This window comes from Gloeomargarita sp. SKYB120 (genome assembly GCA_025062155.1).
Taxonomy (GTDB): Bacteria; Cyanobacteriota; Cyanobacteriia; order Gloeomargaritales; family Gloeomargaritaceae; genus Gloeomargarita.
In genome coordinates this window covers 1-15,602 of the sequence record JANXAM010000042.1, presented here as the reverse complement: position 1 = coordinate 15,602, position 15,602 = coordinate 1, and the positions used below count along the sequence as shown (strand labels likewise).

Here is a 15,602-nt window from a genome sequence, read left to right as displayed (position 1 = left end):
TTTAGGAACCATACCAGCGAAAGGGTATTGGGCTTCCAGTTGGGAATACTATCAAAACTATTGCGGGCAATTACCGGGTTTAGAATACCATGTTTGTTATCCAGGTTATGAAGTTACTTACAGGCTACCGCACACCATTCACACCGACATTCACCCCTGCTTTTCCCAGCGAGCACATCGGCAGATACCTGAGACCTACTGGCTGACCGTACCAGAGGGCACCATTCTGAGAGCGTATCGTTCTATGGGCAGTGTTGTCGCGCATGATGGTCGCGTCATTCATGACAGCTCCCGCCAGTGTGGGCTACCAGTTGCAGAAAATGAAGCCTTGCACCTTAAATTTCCAACCACTCGGGCAGTAGACCACACCATCGCAGTCATGACGGATGGCGGTGGTGGCATAAACTATTGGCATTGGCTGTTTGATATCTTGCCAAAATTCTATTTAATGCAGAAAGAAGCAATCTGGCCTAAGATTGACTACTTTCTGGTTGATAAGCCCCTACCGCAACTACAGATAACTCTAGATATTTTAGGCATCAGCAAAGAGCAAATTATGTATACCAAGTTCAGTCACTCCTTGAAATGTCCTTTGGTAGTTCTACCAAACTATATTCGAGAAAAGCCGAGGTGGATTTTAGATTTCTTAAGGAGTTCCTTTTTGCCGCGGCAAAATCTCGATGTGTCTAGTAATAAGAAAATTTACATTAGTCGTAGAAAAGCCAAAAGGCGAAAAATTGCTAATGAAGACCAAGTTTTAGACTATTTGACTCGCCGCGGATATACAGCTTACTGCTTGGAAGATCTAAGTTTCTCGGAGCAAATTAGTTTATTCCGAAATGCAAAATATGTTATCGGCTTGCACGGGGCCGGTTTAACGAATATCGCCTGGTGTGAACCGGGTGGGCGAGTTCTGGAGATTTTTCCCGATGTACCTCGGCGCGATTGTTACTGGATATTGGCCAATCAGGTGGGTTTGGATTACTACTACTGGTACCCAACTAGTCAAAACGGCAGTTACGATGCTGACATTTGGATTGACACACGAGCATTTGCCCAAGTCGTTGACCACTTTGAGAGTTGATGAACCTCGCGAATGTTGAATTTTGTTGAAGCGGCAGGCTTGCTCCCCTGGTCTTGTGTTAACGTATTTTCAAACGTCAAACGTGTCAAGCGCGGGGAGGAGGTGAGAATAAGGGTAATGGAAGGTCTGACGACAAAAGAGGGGATTCAAATTAAACGTCAAATTGCCACGGCTGAACAGGAGGCGCTGGGCGTTAAAAACTGGCCGATTTGGGAAAAAGAAGTGTCAGAGTTCCCATGGACGTACACAACCCAAGAAACCTGTTATTTCCTGGCGGGAGAGGTGACGGTAACGCCGGTGAATGGGGAACCGGTAACTGTGCGCGCCGGTGATTTGGTGGTTTTTCCCAAAGGTCTGCAATGTACGTGGAAAATTACCCAACCCGTTCGCAAGCACTATCGTTTTGACTAGAGCGCTAGTCCCAAGGAGCATATGGAGCGCATCTTATTTACGCCGATGGTCCGAGAATCATTCGGCCAGCCGCCGCAACCAATAGACATTCCCTTGACCCGTCTGGATACCTCAACGGCGGAAACGTTTAAGAAACAGTGTTTGGATTGCCTGGGCGGCCAGAGCAAGGTTGTTGGGATTAACCTCAGCGCGGTGGATTTCATGGACAGCAGGGGCCTGGGGGCGCTGGTCAGTTGCAGTAAACAAGTACAGGCGCTGGGGGGCCAGGTGTTTCTAGTCGCGCCGCAACCCCAAATTCTCGTACTGTTGGAGACGGTTGCGCTCCACCGGTTTATTCCGATTTATCTGAAACGGGAACATTTTGAGCAAAATCTCGATCCTGACCGGTTCTAGAGACGGATTGCGCCTTGTCAAATAGACAGTGGCTCGCTTATCGTAGCGGATAGCTTTTGCGTCGTTTTTGTTACTAAATCATGACCCTACCGGATAGCCCGACTCGTCCTGCGGTGGGAATGAATGCACCGACCCCACTGCGGCCCCAATTGACGACCTGGGATGGCATTGCGCTGATTGTCGGCATTGTTGTCGGTGTGGGTATCTTTGAAACGCCGGTGTGGGTCGCAGCCAATCTGACCAGCGGCTGGCAGATGCTGGGAGTGTGGTTGTTGGGTGGTTTTCTATCGTTGGTGGGTGGGTTGTGTTTTGCGGAGTTGGGCGCAGCCTACCCCCATCCTGGCGGCGTCTATCACTATCTCGACCGCATGTTTGGCTCACGACTGGCCTTTTTGTTTGGCTGGGCGCGCATGACAGTTATCCAGTCGGGTTCGATTGCGCTCCTAGCCTTTGTCTTTGGCGACTATTGCAGCCAGTTGTGGCGGTTGGGGGACTATAGCGCGTCGTGGTATGCAGCGGCGGTAGTGCTCCTGTTGACCGGCTGTAACTGGTTGGGGGTGAAACCGGCCAAATGGCTACAGGCGGGGTTGAGTGGGGCCAAGGTGCTAGGGTTGTTGCTGGTGGTGGTGGCTGGTTGGCGGGCTGTGGGTGTCATGTCTGAGTCAACACCGTCAACGACCACGTTTAACCTGGGACTGGCCTTGATTTTCGTCTTGTTTACCTACGGTGGGTGGAATGAGGCGGCCTACATTTCAGCGGAGTTGCGGCATGTGCGTCGAACGATGCCACGGGTGTTGCTAGGGGGTATCGGCCTAGTGACAGTGTTATACCTGCTGGTGAATTGGGCCTACCTGCGGGGGTTGGGTCTCAACGGGATGGCGGCGTCGCAAGCGGTGGCAGCGGAACTGATGCGCCAGACGTTTGGACCGGCAGGGGTGGCCTTGACAAGCGGGTTAATTGCCCTGTCGGCGCTGGGAGCCATCCAAGGAACCATGATCACTGGCGCCCGCACCAATTACGCGCTGGGCCAGGATTTTTCCCTGTTCCGGGGATTGGGCGTCTGGAACCAACGCTGGGATTCGCCCGTCGCTGCATTAGCTTTCCAAGGGGTGGTATGTCTCGCTTTGGTAGGCTTGGGGACGGTGACCCGCAAGGGGTTTGCCACGATGGTGGATTACACGGCGCCGGTGTTCTGGCTGTTCATGCTGTTGACGGGCGTAGCGCTCATCGGTTTGCGATGGCGGGAACCAGACCGGGTGCGACCGTTTCGAGTGCCGGGCTATCCCCTGACACCGCTGCTGTTTTGCGCCACCTGTGGCTACCTGCTCTACGCCAGTCTGGCCTACACCGGCATTGGCGCGCTGGTGGGGGTGGGGGTGCTGGCGGTGGGCTTGCCGTTCAGTTTCCTGCCCAAATCGACCTAAATCCTCTCTGCCCGGTTCATGCGTAATGTGGTCAACGACGTTTGTGTGGAGGTGGTATCCGATGGCGCGTACATCTATGCTTTGGCTGACCGGCATTGGTCTGGGGGTGGCGGCTATGGTTCCCTGGGTGGTTCTGCCGTTGCGGGCCTTGCCCGACCCACCGGCTCCAGCGGAAGTAGCCCCATCCGAGGTCACTGAGTTTGTCGCTAAAGACGTTCCCTACGTCCCCACGCCCCAACCGGTCGTGGATGCCATGCTCAAACTGGCAAATGTCAATAGTGAGGACGTGCTGGTGGATTTGGGGAGCGGTGATGGACGCATTGTCATCAGCGCTGTCAAAGATCATGGGGTAAAAAGAGCAGTCGGCATCGAGATTGACCCTGCCCTGGTGGCCGAAAGTCGCCGCAATATCGAAGCTGCTGGTATCGCTGACCGGGCCGAAATTATCCAGCAAAACTTGTTCGACGCAGATTTGAGCAAATATACTGTAATTACGATGTACTTGCTGCCGAGCGTCAATTTACGCCTGCGTCCCAAGTTGTTACGGTTGCGACCGGGAACGCGAATTGTCTCCCACGCCTTTGATATGGGGGAATGGCAGCCGGATAAGGTGCAGCAAGTTGATGGGCGGACGATTTACCTGTGGATTGTGCCGGAACCGAGCAAGCTGCCGCCCCATTTGCGCAAGGAAGTCAAGGAGTGACTAGACTCGCAGCCAGATGCCCCAGCGGTCGAGGCCGTAGAGGGCGACCCACCATAACGCGACCATCGCCAGGGCAAACCCGAGCGACCCCCACCATGGCCCTAGCCAGGGCAAGAAAGCCTGTTCAAACAGCCAGGTGACCAGAGGCGTTTCGCCGACCCGATAAAAACGCAGGCTCCGCCCTAGCAGACCGGCTCCAACAAACAACACGAGGGCATTGCGTCCCAAAACGACCCATGGCCAACACCAGCCCTGTCGCCCGCGTTCCTCGACCCAGGCGTATAACCCAGCTAGGATGAGGCAGGCCCACCCCCCCGTCCACAACACGTAGGAACCAGTCCACAGGGGTTTGTTCCAGGGCAACACCGTCCCCCAGCCATAACCCAGCACCAGCAAGCTCAATCCCCCCAGCGCGAGGCTCGACGTGGAGCCGCCCCGTTGCAGCCAGAGACCGGCTTCCAGCCCTAACAACACTGTGACCAGCGCCGGCAACGTCCCCAGCAGGCTTTCGGGGTCGCCCTGACCAAAAAAGGGAGCCAAGGGGTAGAGATGCTGTGGGCTAAAAATCTGGCGGTCAAGCCACGCGCCCCAATTTCCGGTTGGTGTGAGCGGGTCAATGCCACCGCCAGGTACAGGTACGGCTGTCAATAACAGCGCATGACCCACCAACAGGCTAACCATAATGGCGCGACGTTGCCAGGTCGGGGTCCATTGGTACACCACCGTGGCGCCTAGGTAACACAGGCCAATCCGTTGCAGGACACCTAACAGGCGTAGCCGTGACCAGTCGTAGGTGGGAAAGCCGTTTAGTAGTAATCCCAACCCTATCAAAATGCCAGTGCGCCGCAGGATGCGCTGAGGGGTTAACCGGCGGGTCAACGGGATAGCAACCCCCATGATGAATAAGAAAAAGGGAAAAATGCAATCGGTAGGCGTACACCCATGCCAGGCGGCGTGCCGGAGGGGTGGCAAGACGTAGTTCCAGTCACCGGGGTTATTGACGAGAACCATGGCCGCCATGGTCATGCCCCGGAAGACATCCAAACTTACCCAGCGCTTTGTCATCACCGTTGCGGGAGTATGTCGCTATGGCTGGGCAATGGCCGCCCTTTGTTTGCGTCGCTAGTCCGCTCCATCGGCTGGGACTGGTTCCAATTCTTCCACTTGGAGGTGCGCCTTGAATTTAGGGTCAAATTGCACCACAATCGGCAGGTTGGCTGTCAGGGGACGACCTTGCCAGGTTTTGATCACTTCCACCACTGTGCCAACTTGCCCCTGGAGATTATAGGGTTTGCCCTTGTACTGGGGATGATGGTACACCACGACGGGAGCTTTGACCCGCACCGTTTGACCGACTTGAAAGGGAGACTCCTGACTCATGATGGTTTTAGAGGGTTGCTGTGTTGATCCTGACACGAAATGCCCCCCTTCAGCGCCCGCGTAGTACGGGATTGGTTGGTTCTTCTTCTGCTTCGGGTGTGGGACTGGGTTCGGGAGTCGGCGCCACCAGACGCAGTTGGAGTTGATAGGAGCCTCGGCCACCGGCAATTTTGATCCCGTACACGCCTGGCAGGGATAGCTTATAGGTACCTTCGCGGATATTTTCTTGCGCTTGCTGGTTGGGGTAGATGAGATGGGCTGTGAGCAGAGGATCGCTAGCGGTTAAAGCCAACACCAGTTCCAAGGGAGCGCTGCCGGGGTTGGGGTTCGCCTTGAAGGTGTAGAGGTGGGTTTCTGCTGTCTGGAGGACTCGTTCTGTCTGAAAGGTGCTGTTGGGTGGCAAGTCAATTTCCATCGTGCGGGCAATGGGTTGAGCCTCAGGATTGGGAGTGGCGACGGGTGTCGTGGGGGCTGGGCTGGGTTCGACGCGCCGGATGCGCTGGCTGACCAATGCCTGGAACGGAATACTCAGAAGGCCAATCACGATTAGTGCGACCGCCGTGATGGCTCCGTATTTCCAAACCACGCTATGGAAGATGGGCGGTGGCGTCACCTGGGTTGGCGGCGAGGGACGACGGATGGTTGTGGGTGCTGGTGCCGCCGCTGTGACAGTAGAGACACGGGTTGGGGGCGGCGGGGTGTCCAACAGATGAAAACTGCGCAAGGCGGCCAGCACTTCCCCGGCGTTGGCGTAGCGTTTGCTGTAGTGGTAGCGTACCATGCGGTCAAGGACGGTTCCCAGGGCATGACTCACCTGCACCCCTGGTCGCCAGACCAGTTCGCCAGTTTGGGGGTCACTCTCCAGTTGGTCGGGTTGCTTGCCGGTGAGCGCGCAAATGGCCACAATTCCCAGGCTGTAAATATCGCTGGCGAATTGGGGTTTCCCTTGGGCCTGTTCAGCGGGGGCATACCCGACTGTGCCAATGGCGACCGTGGCCCCTGTCCGTTGTTGGGCTGCCGCCTGGGGGTCGCGGATTTGTTTGACGGCGCCAAAGTCAATCAGCACTAGCTTGCCATCGGATTTACGGCGGATTAAATTATCCGGTTTGATGTCCCGGTGGATGACGCCATTGCGGTGGACAAAATCGAGGGTGGTCAGGACATCAGCCAGCAGCCGCACCACTTTTTCCTGGGGCCAAGGCACGCCCTTTTGCATTTCCTGACTCAGGGGATGACCCTCGATAAACTCCTGCACCAGGTAGAACTCGCCATCTTGCTCGAAATAGGCCAGCAGAGAGGGGATTTGGTCGTGCTTGCCCAATTTTTCCAAAATCTCGGCTTCGCTATTGAACAACCGGCGGGCAGTGGTGACCACAAATTCGTCCTGGCTGTCGGGTTTGAGGTGTTTAACGACACAGGCGGGTTGTCCTGGTCGCTGGGTATCGCGGGCCAAGTAGGTCGTGCCAAATCCGCCTGAACCCAAGGTTTTCACGACGACATAGCGCCCGGCTAGTTTTTCTCCTGCTTGCATGCCCCGGCCCTCCCCGGCGTTCACCGCTATTATGACCGATAGTTCCCCCGTTTTCAGCAGGAATGATCACTGGCCACACCCGCTTACTTGCCGTTTTGGGCGACCCTGTCCACCACTCCCTTTCTCCCCTGATGCACAATGCCGCTTTGGCCCATGCCCAGGTGGATGCCTGCTATGTAGCCCTGCCAGTGCCGGCTGACCATCTGGGGGAGGTGCTATCGGCCCTGTGGCACACCCAATGGCTGGGGTTGAACATTACCATTCCCCACAAACAACGGGTGATGCAATATGTGACCGACCTGACACCGGCGGCCCAGGCGATTGGCGCCGTCAATACCCTGTATCGCGGGGCATCGGGCTGGTGTGGGGCGAATACCGACGGCCTGGGTTTTGTGCAACCCCTGGCGGGCTGGTCTGGGGAAATGGCTGTCGTGTTGGGCTACGGGGGGGCGGCGCGGGCCGTGGTTTGGGGATTACAACAGATAGGTTGCACAGCCATTCACGTGTTTAGTCGCCAGCCCCAGCAACCCGTCATGCCCCCCGCCCAACTCCACCCCTGGTCTGACTTGCCTGTCTATCTCCCCCACGCCGATTTAGTGGTGAATACGACACCCCTAGGGATGACGCCCGATGTGGCTGCCAGTCCTTTGACCCCTGAGCAACTGCAAACACTCCCCGCTGGCGCTTGGGTGTACGACCTGATTTACACGCCCCGCCCGACGCAATTGCTCCGTTGGGCCGCCGCCTTGGGGTATCCCACACAGGATGGTCTGGCGATGTTAGTTGGGCAAGGCGCCGCCGCTTGGGAATACTGGTTTCAGCGAGCAGCTCCCTTGTCGGTGATGACCGCCAGTCTCGAACAGTATTTCCAAGAGAGCCTTCAACCGATGTCCGCCAGCGCCGTTGCCGGTCCCACCAGCGAAACCCAGGGGTGACGTAGATAGCGCTGGGCAGCTCGCCAGAGGTGTTCGGGAGTCAACTGCCGGATCAATTGGGGGAAGAGGAAATCGTAGTCAGCGCCCAACCCCAGCACCTCATACCAACCCAACAGTTGGGCAATTTGGGCGTTGGTTTGCTTGCCGAGCGCATACTGCCCCAACAGCTTGCTGCGCGCCGTCAGGAGTTCCGCCTCCGGTAACGGCTCTGCCAACAACCGCTGCATTTCGGCGGCCAGTTTCACCAGGGCTAAACGCGTATTGGCTGCTGCCGTTCCCAAATACACCCCAAAGGGCGCTGGTTGCCAACGGGTGGGATAAAACGCCGACACATCGTACGCCAGCCCCTGCTTTTCCCGCAATTCCACAAACAACCGGCTCGATAATCCATTACCCAGATAGGTGCTCAGCAACTTCATCGCTGGATAGTCGGCCGAATGCACCGCTGGCCCCGGATATCCCAGCATCACTAGACTCTGTTGCGTCGGGCGAATGGTGCGCAAGGGTGCCACTGGCGGTTCTGGCGTCGGTACAGGAGGGGGCTGCCAGTCCACTGCCGGTGCTGACCAATCGGCGAAACAACGTTCCACCCAGGCTCGTACCCGTTCCGGTTCCACCCGCCCGCAGATACTCACCACTGTGTGAGCAGGACAGAAATAGCGTTGATGGTACGCCCGTAAATCCTCAGGCGTTAAATTCCTCACTGATTCCAGGGTGCCTAAGGTGCTGACGCTGTAAGGATGATGGGGATAGAGCGTCCGGCGCAACTGGTCATAGGCCAGATGAAACGGCTGTTCCTGTTGCAGGCGTAAATTCTGGAGGGTCAATTCCCGTTCCAAGGCCACCTCGGGGTCAGGAAAGGTCGGCAGACGCCAGAGCTCCGAGGCCAACTCAAACAACTCCGGGAAATCGCCGGTAACTGCCTTCAATCCCAGCACGAAGTAATCGGGCGCTGCCTCTGTCCCCAAACTGGCTCCTAGGGATTCCACCGCCAGCGCGATGTCTTGGGCCGAACGCCGCTGGGTTCCCTTGGTCAAAGTGGCCGCCAGCAAATGATTGAGGCCCCACTGGTGAGGCAGTTCTGCCAACATCCCCGGTCGTAAAAACAACCGCGCTGCCACAATGTCCGCCGCCGGATTGTCCACCACCACCAGCGTCAAACCGTTGTCTAAGCGCCAGCGGAACCACCGTCCCTGGAGCGAACTGGCTGGCTGCACTTCCAGACTCATACGGCCACCCCTGGCTGCAACCACAACCGCACGGCCTGCTCGGGATGGAGATAACGACACGCCAACTGTTGCAGGGACTCCGGGTCAAATTGGCTCAATCGGTCGCGGTACTGCATCCCCTGTTCCAACCAACCCACGTAGTGATAGTAGCCATACAGTTGCGCCATTTGCTGGGGCGTTTCCATGGCAAAGGTGTAAGCGTGCAGCAATTGTCGCTTCGCCCGCCGCAGTTCGTCAGGAGAGACGGGGTGGTGTTGGAGCGCCAGCATTTCCGCTGCAATGACCTCCTGCACCTGCTCCGGACAGACTCCCTCGTTCAACCAGGCGGTTAGTTGCCAGTGCCCCCCAGCCAGTTGGTGTTGGTAACAGGCGTCAATGTCCTGCACCCATCCCCATTCCTCCCGCAAGCGTTGGGTCAAGCGGGCCAACCGTCCCCCCGTCAAAATGGCGGCCAGCAAATCCAATCCCCAGCCCGTCGCGGCATCCTGCGTTTCTGGCACCTGCCATACCCACCACAGCCGTCCCTGTTCTGCTTGGGGCCAGACGAGTTGGCGGTACACCGGTTGCACCCATGGCGGAGCAGCCAGACGGGGCGTGGTTGCTTGCGTTTCCTGGGAACCTGGACAAACCTCCTCCAGTACTGCCAGTAGCTGTTCCCAAGGCACAGCGCCTACCACTACCACCACCATGTTGCCAGGGTGGTAATACTGCCGGTGAAACTGCTGCAACACGGCCGGTGTAATGCGCGCCAGCGTTTCATCCGTTCCCAAAATCGGTCGTCCGTAGGGATGGTCCGGATAGCAATGTTGATAGAGCACCTGTTGGCCGACCCAATCAGGATGGTCTTGGGCCTGACGCAGCTCTTCGGCAATCACCGCCTGTTCCTGTTCCCACGCCTCCGCCGCCAAATTCGGTCGCAGCAACACATCCGCCAAAGCTATCAAACTCTCGCGCCAGTGGTCTAGTGACGTCAGGACATAGTAGTGGGCGTAATCCTGGCTGGTCGCTGCATTGGTCAAACCGCCATGCTGTTCGATCAAACGGTCGAAAGCGCCTGCGGGAAATTGCTCACTGCCGCGAAACACCATGTGTTCTAGGGCATGGGCCAAGCCATTGTAAACCGCCGGTTCGACTGCCGCCCCCGCCCGTACCCAAAACTCAATCGCCACCACTGCGGTCGGCTGGTAGTGATAAACCACCTGTAACCCGTTGGTTAGGGTGATGGTATGTACCGGCGCGTTTGGGTAAACCAATTCGGACAAGAATACGCCTCCCTCTCTGACTGCCAGAGTGATGATGAATCATGCAGCTATTCCCAAACCCAACCGGATGACGAGTAGTTTTCTATTGTAGCGCGAACATTCCTCGTCACATTGGTCTCACGCAGGTTGGAGATGCTGCCTTAAGCGGGGTACATTAAATGAGAATATGCTTGTGCGGAATGCCTATGCCCCGTGTACTGGTAACGGAACCGATTGACCCCGCTGGGATTGAGATTCTGGCCCAGGTAGCCCAAGTAGACCAGCGCCATGACCTTACCCCAGCAGAATTACAGGCGTGTATTGGCGAGTACGACGCGTTGATGGTGCGCTCGGCCACCAAAGTCACAGCGGACATCATTGCTGCCGGGCGCAATCTCAAAATCATTGGCCGAGCCGGGGTTGGCGTGGACAACATTGACGTTGCAGCGGCTACGCGCCAGGGGATTGTGGTGGTCAATTCTCCCGAAGGCAACACTATTGCTGCTGCCGAGCACACGATTGCCCTGATGCTGGCCCTGTCTCGCTTTATTCCCCAGGCAGACCAGAGCGTCAAAAGTGGCGCGTGGAACCGCAAGGAATTTGTCGGGGTAGAGGTGTACAAAAAAACCCTGGGCATTATTGGGTTGGGGAAAATTGGTTCGCACGTGGCGACGATTGCGCGGGCGATGGGAATGCGACTGCTGGCCTACGACCCCTACATTGCTAAGGAACGAGCCGAACAGTTGGGCTGCACGTTGGTGGAATTAGACATTCTCTTACGGGAAGCGGATTACATCACGCTGCACATTCCCAAAACACCCGACACGACCCATCTCATCAACCGAGAGAGTTTCAAAAAGATGAAACCCACCACCCGGATCATTAACTGTGCGCGGGGTGGTTTGATTGACGAAGTGGCGTTGGTGGATGCCTTGCGGGAAGGTCGGATTGCCGGCGCCGCTTTGGACGTGTTTGAACAAGAGCCGCCGGTGAACAGTCCCTTGTTACTCCTGGGCAAGGAGGTGGTTTTAACGCCCCACCTAGGCGCTTCCACGGTCGAAGCCCAGAGCAACGTGGCCACTGATGTTGCCGAGCAAATTCGCGATGTGTTGCTGGGGTTGCCGGCCCGTTCGGCGGTGAATATCCCCGGTCTAAGCGCCGATGTATTAACCCGGTTAAAGCCATATCTGGAACTGGCAGAAATTCTCGGCAACCTAGCAGGACAATTGGCTGGGGGGCGGGTGGAAACCCTAGAAGTGCGGCTGCAAGGGGAGTTAGCTAACCAAGCCAGCCAGCCGGTGGTGATTGCTGCCATCAAAGGGTTACTGGGACCGGCCCTACAGGAGCGAGTCAACTATGTCAACGCAGCCATCGAAGCCAAAGAACGCGGCATTCGAGTCGTAGAAACCCGGGATGAATCGGTGCGGGACTACAGCGGGTCATTGGTTGTCACCGCCCAAGGCAGTCAAGGGGGACACAGCGTGGCCGGCGCGTTGTTAGGCACGGGAGAATTGCGCATTACGAGCATTGACGGTTTTCCCATCAGCGTCGCGCCCACCCGCTACATGCTCATCACCTTGCACCAGGATATGCCCGGCATCATTGGTAAGATTGGTTCCCTGCTGGGCAATTTGAATGTCAACATCGCCAGTATGCAGGTTGGGCGAAAACTGGTGCGCGGCGATGCAGTGATGGTATTAAGCGTGGACGATCCCTTGCCCGATGGTGTAGTGGAAAAAGTGCTGCAAGTGCAGGGGATTCAGGATGCGTATGTGGTGAATTTGTAACCCGAGCTAGCGATTGAGAGGAAAACCATGGTTGCTGTTGCAGGCGCTCGGGAATGGACCGATGCGGAATGGCTGGCGTTACCCCAGGATGGGCATCGTTACGAGTTAGTAAATGGGGAGTTAGTAGACATGGGGAGCGCTGGGATGGCACATGGCGAAATTGGGGCCTATCTGGGCGGATGTCTAGCCATCTATGTCCGGCGCCACAAGCTAGGGATTGTTTGCGATGGTAGCACGGCATTTACTCTTAAAAGCGGCAACCGGCGTTCTCCGGACATTGCGTTTGTCAGGCGGGAAAGATTACAGGGATTCACTCAACCATTCCACGGTTTTTTTGCTGGATCGCCAGACTTGGTAGTAGAGATTCTATCGCCTGGCAATACGGTTGCGGAAATGCACGAAAAAATTGAGGAATATTTCCAGAATCAAACCCGGCTAGTGTGGGTGATTCACCCGGCAGAACGGTTTGTTTTAGTTTATCACCAACCTGAACCGGACAGCTTCCTACGCATCAACGATATTCTGGATGGCGAAGATGTGGTACCAGGCTTTACCTTACCTGTAGCAGAACTTTTCCCATCATGGGAATTTTAATCCCCATCCAACCGACTTTTACTCAACTGCACAATACATGATTGCGCTGCTCCCAATCCAAACCCCAACCCCGCTCCAATCACCACAAAATACTGCCGGTGTAAACGCTGGTAAAGCTCACTTTCAAACCGCAGTCGGTTAAAATCGCGGTGCCCTATGTAAGAAACTGCCAGTCCTAAGACTGCCCCTAGTAAACCGGCTATGAACCCCGATGCCAGTGTGGTTGGGAGCTTGACAGCTTTTTTCATGACTGTGGGTTGATCACGATAACCATACCGCTCTAGCTTGTTCAAAGAGAGACTAGGAAGTGCATCTTACGAGCTAGGGGATGCCCAGCATAGATGACTTCGCTATAGTTTCATAATAGAAAAGAACTAGCCACTGAGATAGTTGATTCATGAAAATCTTGCATTTTCCCCTAGGACCGCTCCAACTGGGATTTCCCTTGACGCAAGTGCAGAAAGTAATCCCTTACCCAACCGTTTTCAGCAGTGGTCAAAAACCCATCGGCTTAGCCCATTTCGAGCAGCAGGAAGTCATCGTTCTAGATTTACATCAGTATTTGTTTGGTCAACCTAGCGTCGCAGCGCCCACCCACTTGATCATTGCCCGCAACGGTCAGGAACTGTACGGCATTCCCTGTGGCGTGATACCGGCTTTGGTGGATGTGGCACCTGACCAACTCCAACCACTGCCCCCCACCTATCGGCAAGCGGATACCTTGGGACTCGCCAGCCATGTAGTGCGTCTGCACAACGATACCCTGACGCTGTTTTTGCTGGACAGCCAACGCCTCGCCTCGCTCTGCACGCCTTCGCCTGCGTTATGATAGGGGCATGAGTGAAACGACACCCATTCATCTACCCAAAACGAGCGAATCCGAGCGGCTCAAGCGCATTCGGCACACGGCCTCCCATGTGATGGCGATGGCAGTGCAACGGCTATTTCCCAAAGCCAAAGTTACGATTGGACCGTGGATCGAAGACGGGTTCTATTACGACTTTGACCACCCGGAACCATTCACTGAACAGGACCTAAAAGCCATCAAAAAAGAGATGGTCAAAATTATCAAGAAAAAACTGCCGGTAATCCGCGAGGAAGTTAGCCGGGAAGAAGCCCTGCGCCGTATTCAAGCGCTCAATGAACCCTACAAATTAGAAATCCTAGCCGACATTAAAGAGGAACCCATCACGATTTATCACCTGGGGGATGAGTGGTGGGATTTGTGTGCAGGTCCGCATCTGGATAATGTCGGTGAACTTAACCCTGATGCAATTGAACTGGAAAGCGTCGCAGGGGCCTACTGGCGGGGAGATGAACGCAATCCCATGCTCCAGCGGATTTATGGCACTGCTTGGGAGACTCCTGAGCAATTGCAGGCGTATTTGCAGCGCAAGCGGGAAGCATTACGGCGTGACCACCGGCGATTGGGTCAAGAATTAGATTTGTTCAGTATTCAAGAGGAAGCAGGGGGGGGATTGGTCTTCTGGCATCCGAAAGGCGCCCGCATGCGGTTATTGATTGAAAACTACTGGCGAGAAGCCCACTTGCGAGCCGGTTATGAGTTGCTCTATACGCCCCATCTAGCCCACTTAGACCTTTGGAAAACGTCAGGGCACTGGGACTTTTATCGGGAGAGTATGTTTGATGCTATCACGGTTGAGTCCCAGGAATATCAACTCAAACCGATGAATTGCCCCTTCCATGTGTTGACGTATAAAACCCATCTCCATTCCTACCGCGAATTGCCGATTCGTTATGCCGAATTAGGGACGGTTTATCGTTACGAACGGTCGGGAACATTGCATGGGTTGATGCGAGTGCGGGGTTTTACCCAAGATGATGCTCACATCTTTTGTTTGCCGGAACAGGTGGCAGATGAGATTCTGGGCGTATTGAATTTAACTGAGCAAGTCTTGTCAGATTTTGGATTTCGGGATTATGAGGTCAACTTATCTACACGGCCAGAAAAATCAGTTGGTTCAGATGAAGTCTGGGAACTAGCGACCAATGCCCTGCGCAATGCTCTCGATACGAAAGGGTGGGCTTATAAAGAAGATGTTGGAGGTGGCGCGTTTTACGGTCCGAAGATTGATATTAAGATTCGGGATGCGATTGGACGGTTGTGGCAATGCTCAACAGTGCAGGTGGATTTCAATTTGCCGCAGCGATTTGGTTTGGAGTATGTGGCTGCTGATGGTTCTCGCCAAGTACCAATCATGATCCACCGGGCCATCTTTGGTTCCCTAGAACGCTTTTTCGGAGTGTTGATTGAGCATTATGCTGGTGACTTTCCCCTGTGGCTGGCGCCGGTGCAGTTGCGGTTTTTACCGGTTGGGGAACAATATGTGTCTTATGCGAAAAACATTGCCACTGATTGGCAGAAGTTGGGATTACGGGTTGAGGTAGATACCTCGGGAGAACGGCTTGGAAAACTAATTCGCAATGCCGAAACAGCCAAAATTCCAGTCATGGCCATTGTGGGATCGAAAGAACAGGAAACGGGCACCCTGAGTATTCGCACACGCCATGGAGGAGATTTAGGAGCGTTAACTGTTGCTGAGGCCGAAGAACGTCTCTTAAAAGCTGTGCAACAGCGGTGTGATTTTTAGTGAGAACATTTGCAAGATACTTTCACGGCTCTGAAACTTCTCCTAGGGTTGCAAGGCGAAACGCTGTTCTGGGTTTTTCTTGGTGTGGGCACAATACAACTGAGTCATGTAGGCTTGTTATCAACTCCTAGCCTGCTGGGATACAACGTGCTTTTTCGCAACCCTACCAGCACGGAAATCATTTAGTTACTTGAGAACGCCCAGCAAAATTACACCCGTCGGTGCTGGCACTGCCATATCTCCTGGTAAAAAGGAACGCGCCGTTACGGCGACTAACG

The 15,602-nt window shown here is 55.3% G+C and carries 15 protein-coding genes; 10 read left to right on the top strand and 5 right to left on the bottom strand.

The annotated features are described in order from the left end of the window. The 5 genes from NZ705_11415 to NZ705_11395 form a co-directional block, all read left to right on the top strand. Positions 1-1,084: glycosyltransferase family 61 protein (locus NZ705_11415; protein ID MCS7293555.1), on the top strand; the 1,084-nt coding region annotated here is incomplete at its 5' end. A gap of 12 nt (positions 1,085-1,096) precedes the next feature. Continuing rightward, positions 1,097-1,495, top strand: a complete 399-nt coding sequence (locus tag NZ705_11410; protein ID MCS7293554.1) for a cupin domain-containing protein — start codon at positions 1,097-1,099, stop codon at positions 1,493-1,495. A gap of 21 nt (positions 1,496-1,516) precedes the next feature. Next, positions 1,517-1,888, top strand: coding sequence for an STAS domain-containing protein (locus tag NZ705_11405; protein MCS7293553.1), 372 nt, complete (start codon positions 1,517-1,519; stop codon positions 1,886-1,888). 119 nt (positions 1,889-2,007) lie between these two features. Next, a complete protein-coding gene (locus NZ705_11400) occupies positions 2,008-3,312 on the top strand; it encodes an amino acid permease (GenBank protein ID MCS7293552.1) in 1,305 nt (434 codons plus the stop codon). A 61-nt stretch (positions 3,313-3,373) separates the two neighbouring features. Then, positions 3,374-4,015 carry a 50S ribosomal protein L11 methyltransferase gene (locus tag NZ705_11395; GenBank protein MCS7293551.1) on the top strand — a complete coding sequence of 214 codons (642 nt, stop codon included), beginning with the start codon at positions 3,374-3,376 and terminating at the stop codon, positions 4,013-4,015. On the opposite strand, the gene NZ705_11390 is transcribed toward NZ705_11395, so the two are convergent. The 3 genes from NZ705_11390 to NZ705_11380 are packed head-to-tail and all read right to left on the bottom strand — an operon-like array spanning position 4,016 to position 6,926. Beyond that, positions 4,016-5,080 (bottom strand): heparan-alpha-glucosaminide N-acetyltransferase domain-containing protein, encoded by a 1,065-nt coding sequence (locus tag NZ705_11390; protein ID MCS7293550.1) that lies wholly within the window; start codon positions 5,078-5,080, stop codon positions 4,016-4,018. It lies immediately after the preceding gene. 57 nt (positions 5,081-5,137) lie between these two features. Then, a complete protein-coding gene (locus NZ705_11385) occupies positions 5,138-5,395 on the bottom strand; it encodes a ferredoxin-thioredoxin reductase variable chain (protein MCS7293549.1) in 258 nt (85 codons plus the stop codon). A gap of 49 nt (positions 5,396-5,444) precedes the next feature. Further along, positions 5,445-6,926: a serine/threonine protein kinase gene (locus NZ705_11380; GenBank protein MCS7293548.1), complete on the bottom strand. Its 1,482-nt coding sequence runs from the start codon at positions 6,924-6,926 to the stop codon at positions 5,445-5,447. Between the two features lie 62 nt (positions 6,927-6,988). Here NZ705_11380 and NZ705_11375 point away from each other — a divergent pair, with 62 nt between their 5' ends. Next, positions 6,989-7,861: a shikimate dehydrogenase gene (locus NZ705_11375; GenBank protein MCS7293547.1), complete on the top strand. Its 873-nt coding sequence runs from the start codon at positions 6,989-6,991 to the stop codon at positions 7,859-7,861. Here the strand turns inward: NZ705_11375 and NZ705_11370 are convergent. Both NZ705_11370 and NZ705_11365 read right to left on the bottom strand, forming a co-directional pair. Next, the gene (locus tag NZ705_11370) at positions 7,807-9,090 is read right to left on the bottom strand and encodes an insulinase family protein (protein MCS7293546.1); all 1,284 of its coding nucleotides are present in this window, start codon (positions 9,088-9,090) and stop codon (positions 7,807-7,809) included. The genes NZ705_11375 and NZ705_11370 overlap by 55 nt on opposite strands. After that, entirely contained in the window at positions 9,087-10,352 is a 1,266-nt protein-coding gene (locus NZ705_11365; GenBank protein MCS7293545.1) for an insulinase family protein, read from the bottom strand. The genes NZ705_11370 and NZ705_11365 overlap by 4 nt, the downstream gene beginning before the upstream one ends. A gap of 185 nt (positions 10,353-10,537) precedes the next feature. Here NZ705_11365 and serA point away from each other — a divergent pair, with 185 nt between their 5' ends. The 4 genes from serA to thrS all read left to right on the top strand — a co-directional run bounded on the left by serA (position 10,538) and on the right by thrS (position 15,324). After that, the gene (gene serA / locus NZ705_11360; GenBank protein ID MCS7293544.1) at positions 10,538-12,118 is read left to right on the top strand and encodes a phosphoglycerate dehydrogenase; all 1,581 of its coding nucleotides are present in this window, start codon (positions 10,538-10,540) and stop codon (positions 12,116-12,118) included. A gap of 27 nt (positions 12,119-12,145) precedes the next feature. Continuing rightward, the gene (locus NZ705_11355; protein MCS7293543.1) at positions 12,146-12,712 is read left to right on the top strand and encodes a Uma2 family endonuclease; all 567 of its coding nucleotides are present in this window, start codon (positions 12,146-12,148) and stop codon (positions 12,710-12,712) included. 397 nt (positions 12,713-13,109) lie between these two features. Then, positions 13,110-13,541: a chemotaxis protein CheW gene (locus NZ705_11350; GenBank protein MCS7293542.1), complete on the top strand. Its 432-nt coding sequence runs from the start codon at positions 13,110-13,112 to the stop codon at positions 13,539-13,541. A gap of 7 nt (positions 13,542-13,548) precedes the next feature. Then, positions 13,549-15,324 (top strand): threonine--tRNA ligase, encoded by a 1,776-nt coding sequence (gene thrS / locus NZ705_11345; protein MCS7293541.1) that lies wholly within the window; start codon positions 13,549-13,551, stop codon positions 15,322-15,324. Positions 15,325-15,602: the final 278 nt, after the last annotated feature.

Excerpts from the sequence above, each read along its gene's own strand:
- NZ705_11410 (MCS7293554.1), top strand. The coding sequence starts at position 1,097 with ATGTTGAATTTTGTTGAAGCGGCAGGCTTGCTCCCCTGGTCTTGTGTT.
- NZ705_11405 (MCS7293553.1), top strand. The coding sequence starts at position 1,517 with ATGGAGCGCATCTTATTTACGCCGATGGTCCGAGAATCATTCGGCCAG.
- NZ705_11400 (MCS7293552.1), top strand. The coding sequence starts at position 2,008 with ATGAATGCACCGACCCCACTGCGGCCCCAATTGACGACCTGGGATGGC.
- NZ705_11395 (MCS7293551.1), top strand. The coding sequence starts at position 3,374 with ATGGCGCGTACATCTATGCTTTGGCTGACCGGCATTGGTCTGGGGGTG.
- NZ705_11390 (MCS7293550.1), bottom strand. The coding sequence starts at position 5,080 with ATGACAAAGCGCTGGGTAAGTTTGGATGTCTTCCGGGGCATGACCATG.
- NZ705_11385 (MCS7293549.1), bottom strand. The coding sequence starts at position 5,395 with ATGAGTCAGGAGTCTCCCTTTCAAGTCGGTCAAACGGTGCGGGTCAAA.
- NZ705_11380 (MCS7293548.1), bottom strand. The coding sequence starts at position 6,926 with ATGCAAGCAGGAGAAAAACTAGCCGGGCGCTATGTCGTCGTGAAAACC.
- NZ705_11375 (MCS7293547.1), top strand. The coding sequence starts at position 6,989 with ATGATCACTGGCCACACCCGCTTACTTGCCGTTTTGGGCGACCCTGTC.
- NZ705_11370 (MCS7293546.1), bottom strand. The coding sequence starts at position 9,090 with ATGAGTCTGGAAGTGCAGCCAGCCAGTTCGCTCCAGGGACGGTGGTTC.
- serA (MCS7293544.1), top strand. The coding sequence starts at position 10,538 with ATGCCCCGTGTACTGGTAACGGAACCGATTGACCCCGCTGGGATTGAG.
- NZ705_11355 (MCS7293543.1), top strand. The coding sequence starts at position 12,146 with ATGGTTGCTGTTGCAGGCGCTCGGGAATGGACCGATGCGGAATGGCTG.
- NZ705_11350 (MCS7293542.1), top strand. The coding sequence starts at position 13,110 with ATGAAAATCTTGCATTTTCCCCTAGGACCGCTCCAACTGGGATTTCCC.
- thrS (MCS7293541.1), top strand. The coding sequence starts at position 13,549 with ATGAGTGAAACGACACCCATTCATCTACCCAAAACGAGCGAATCCGAG.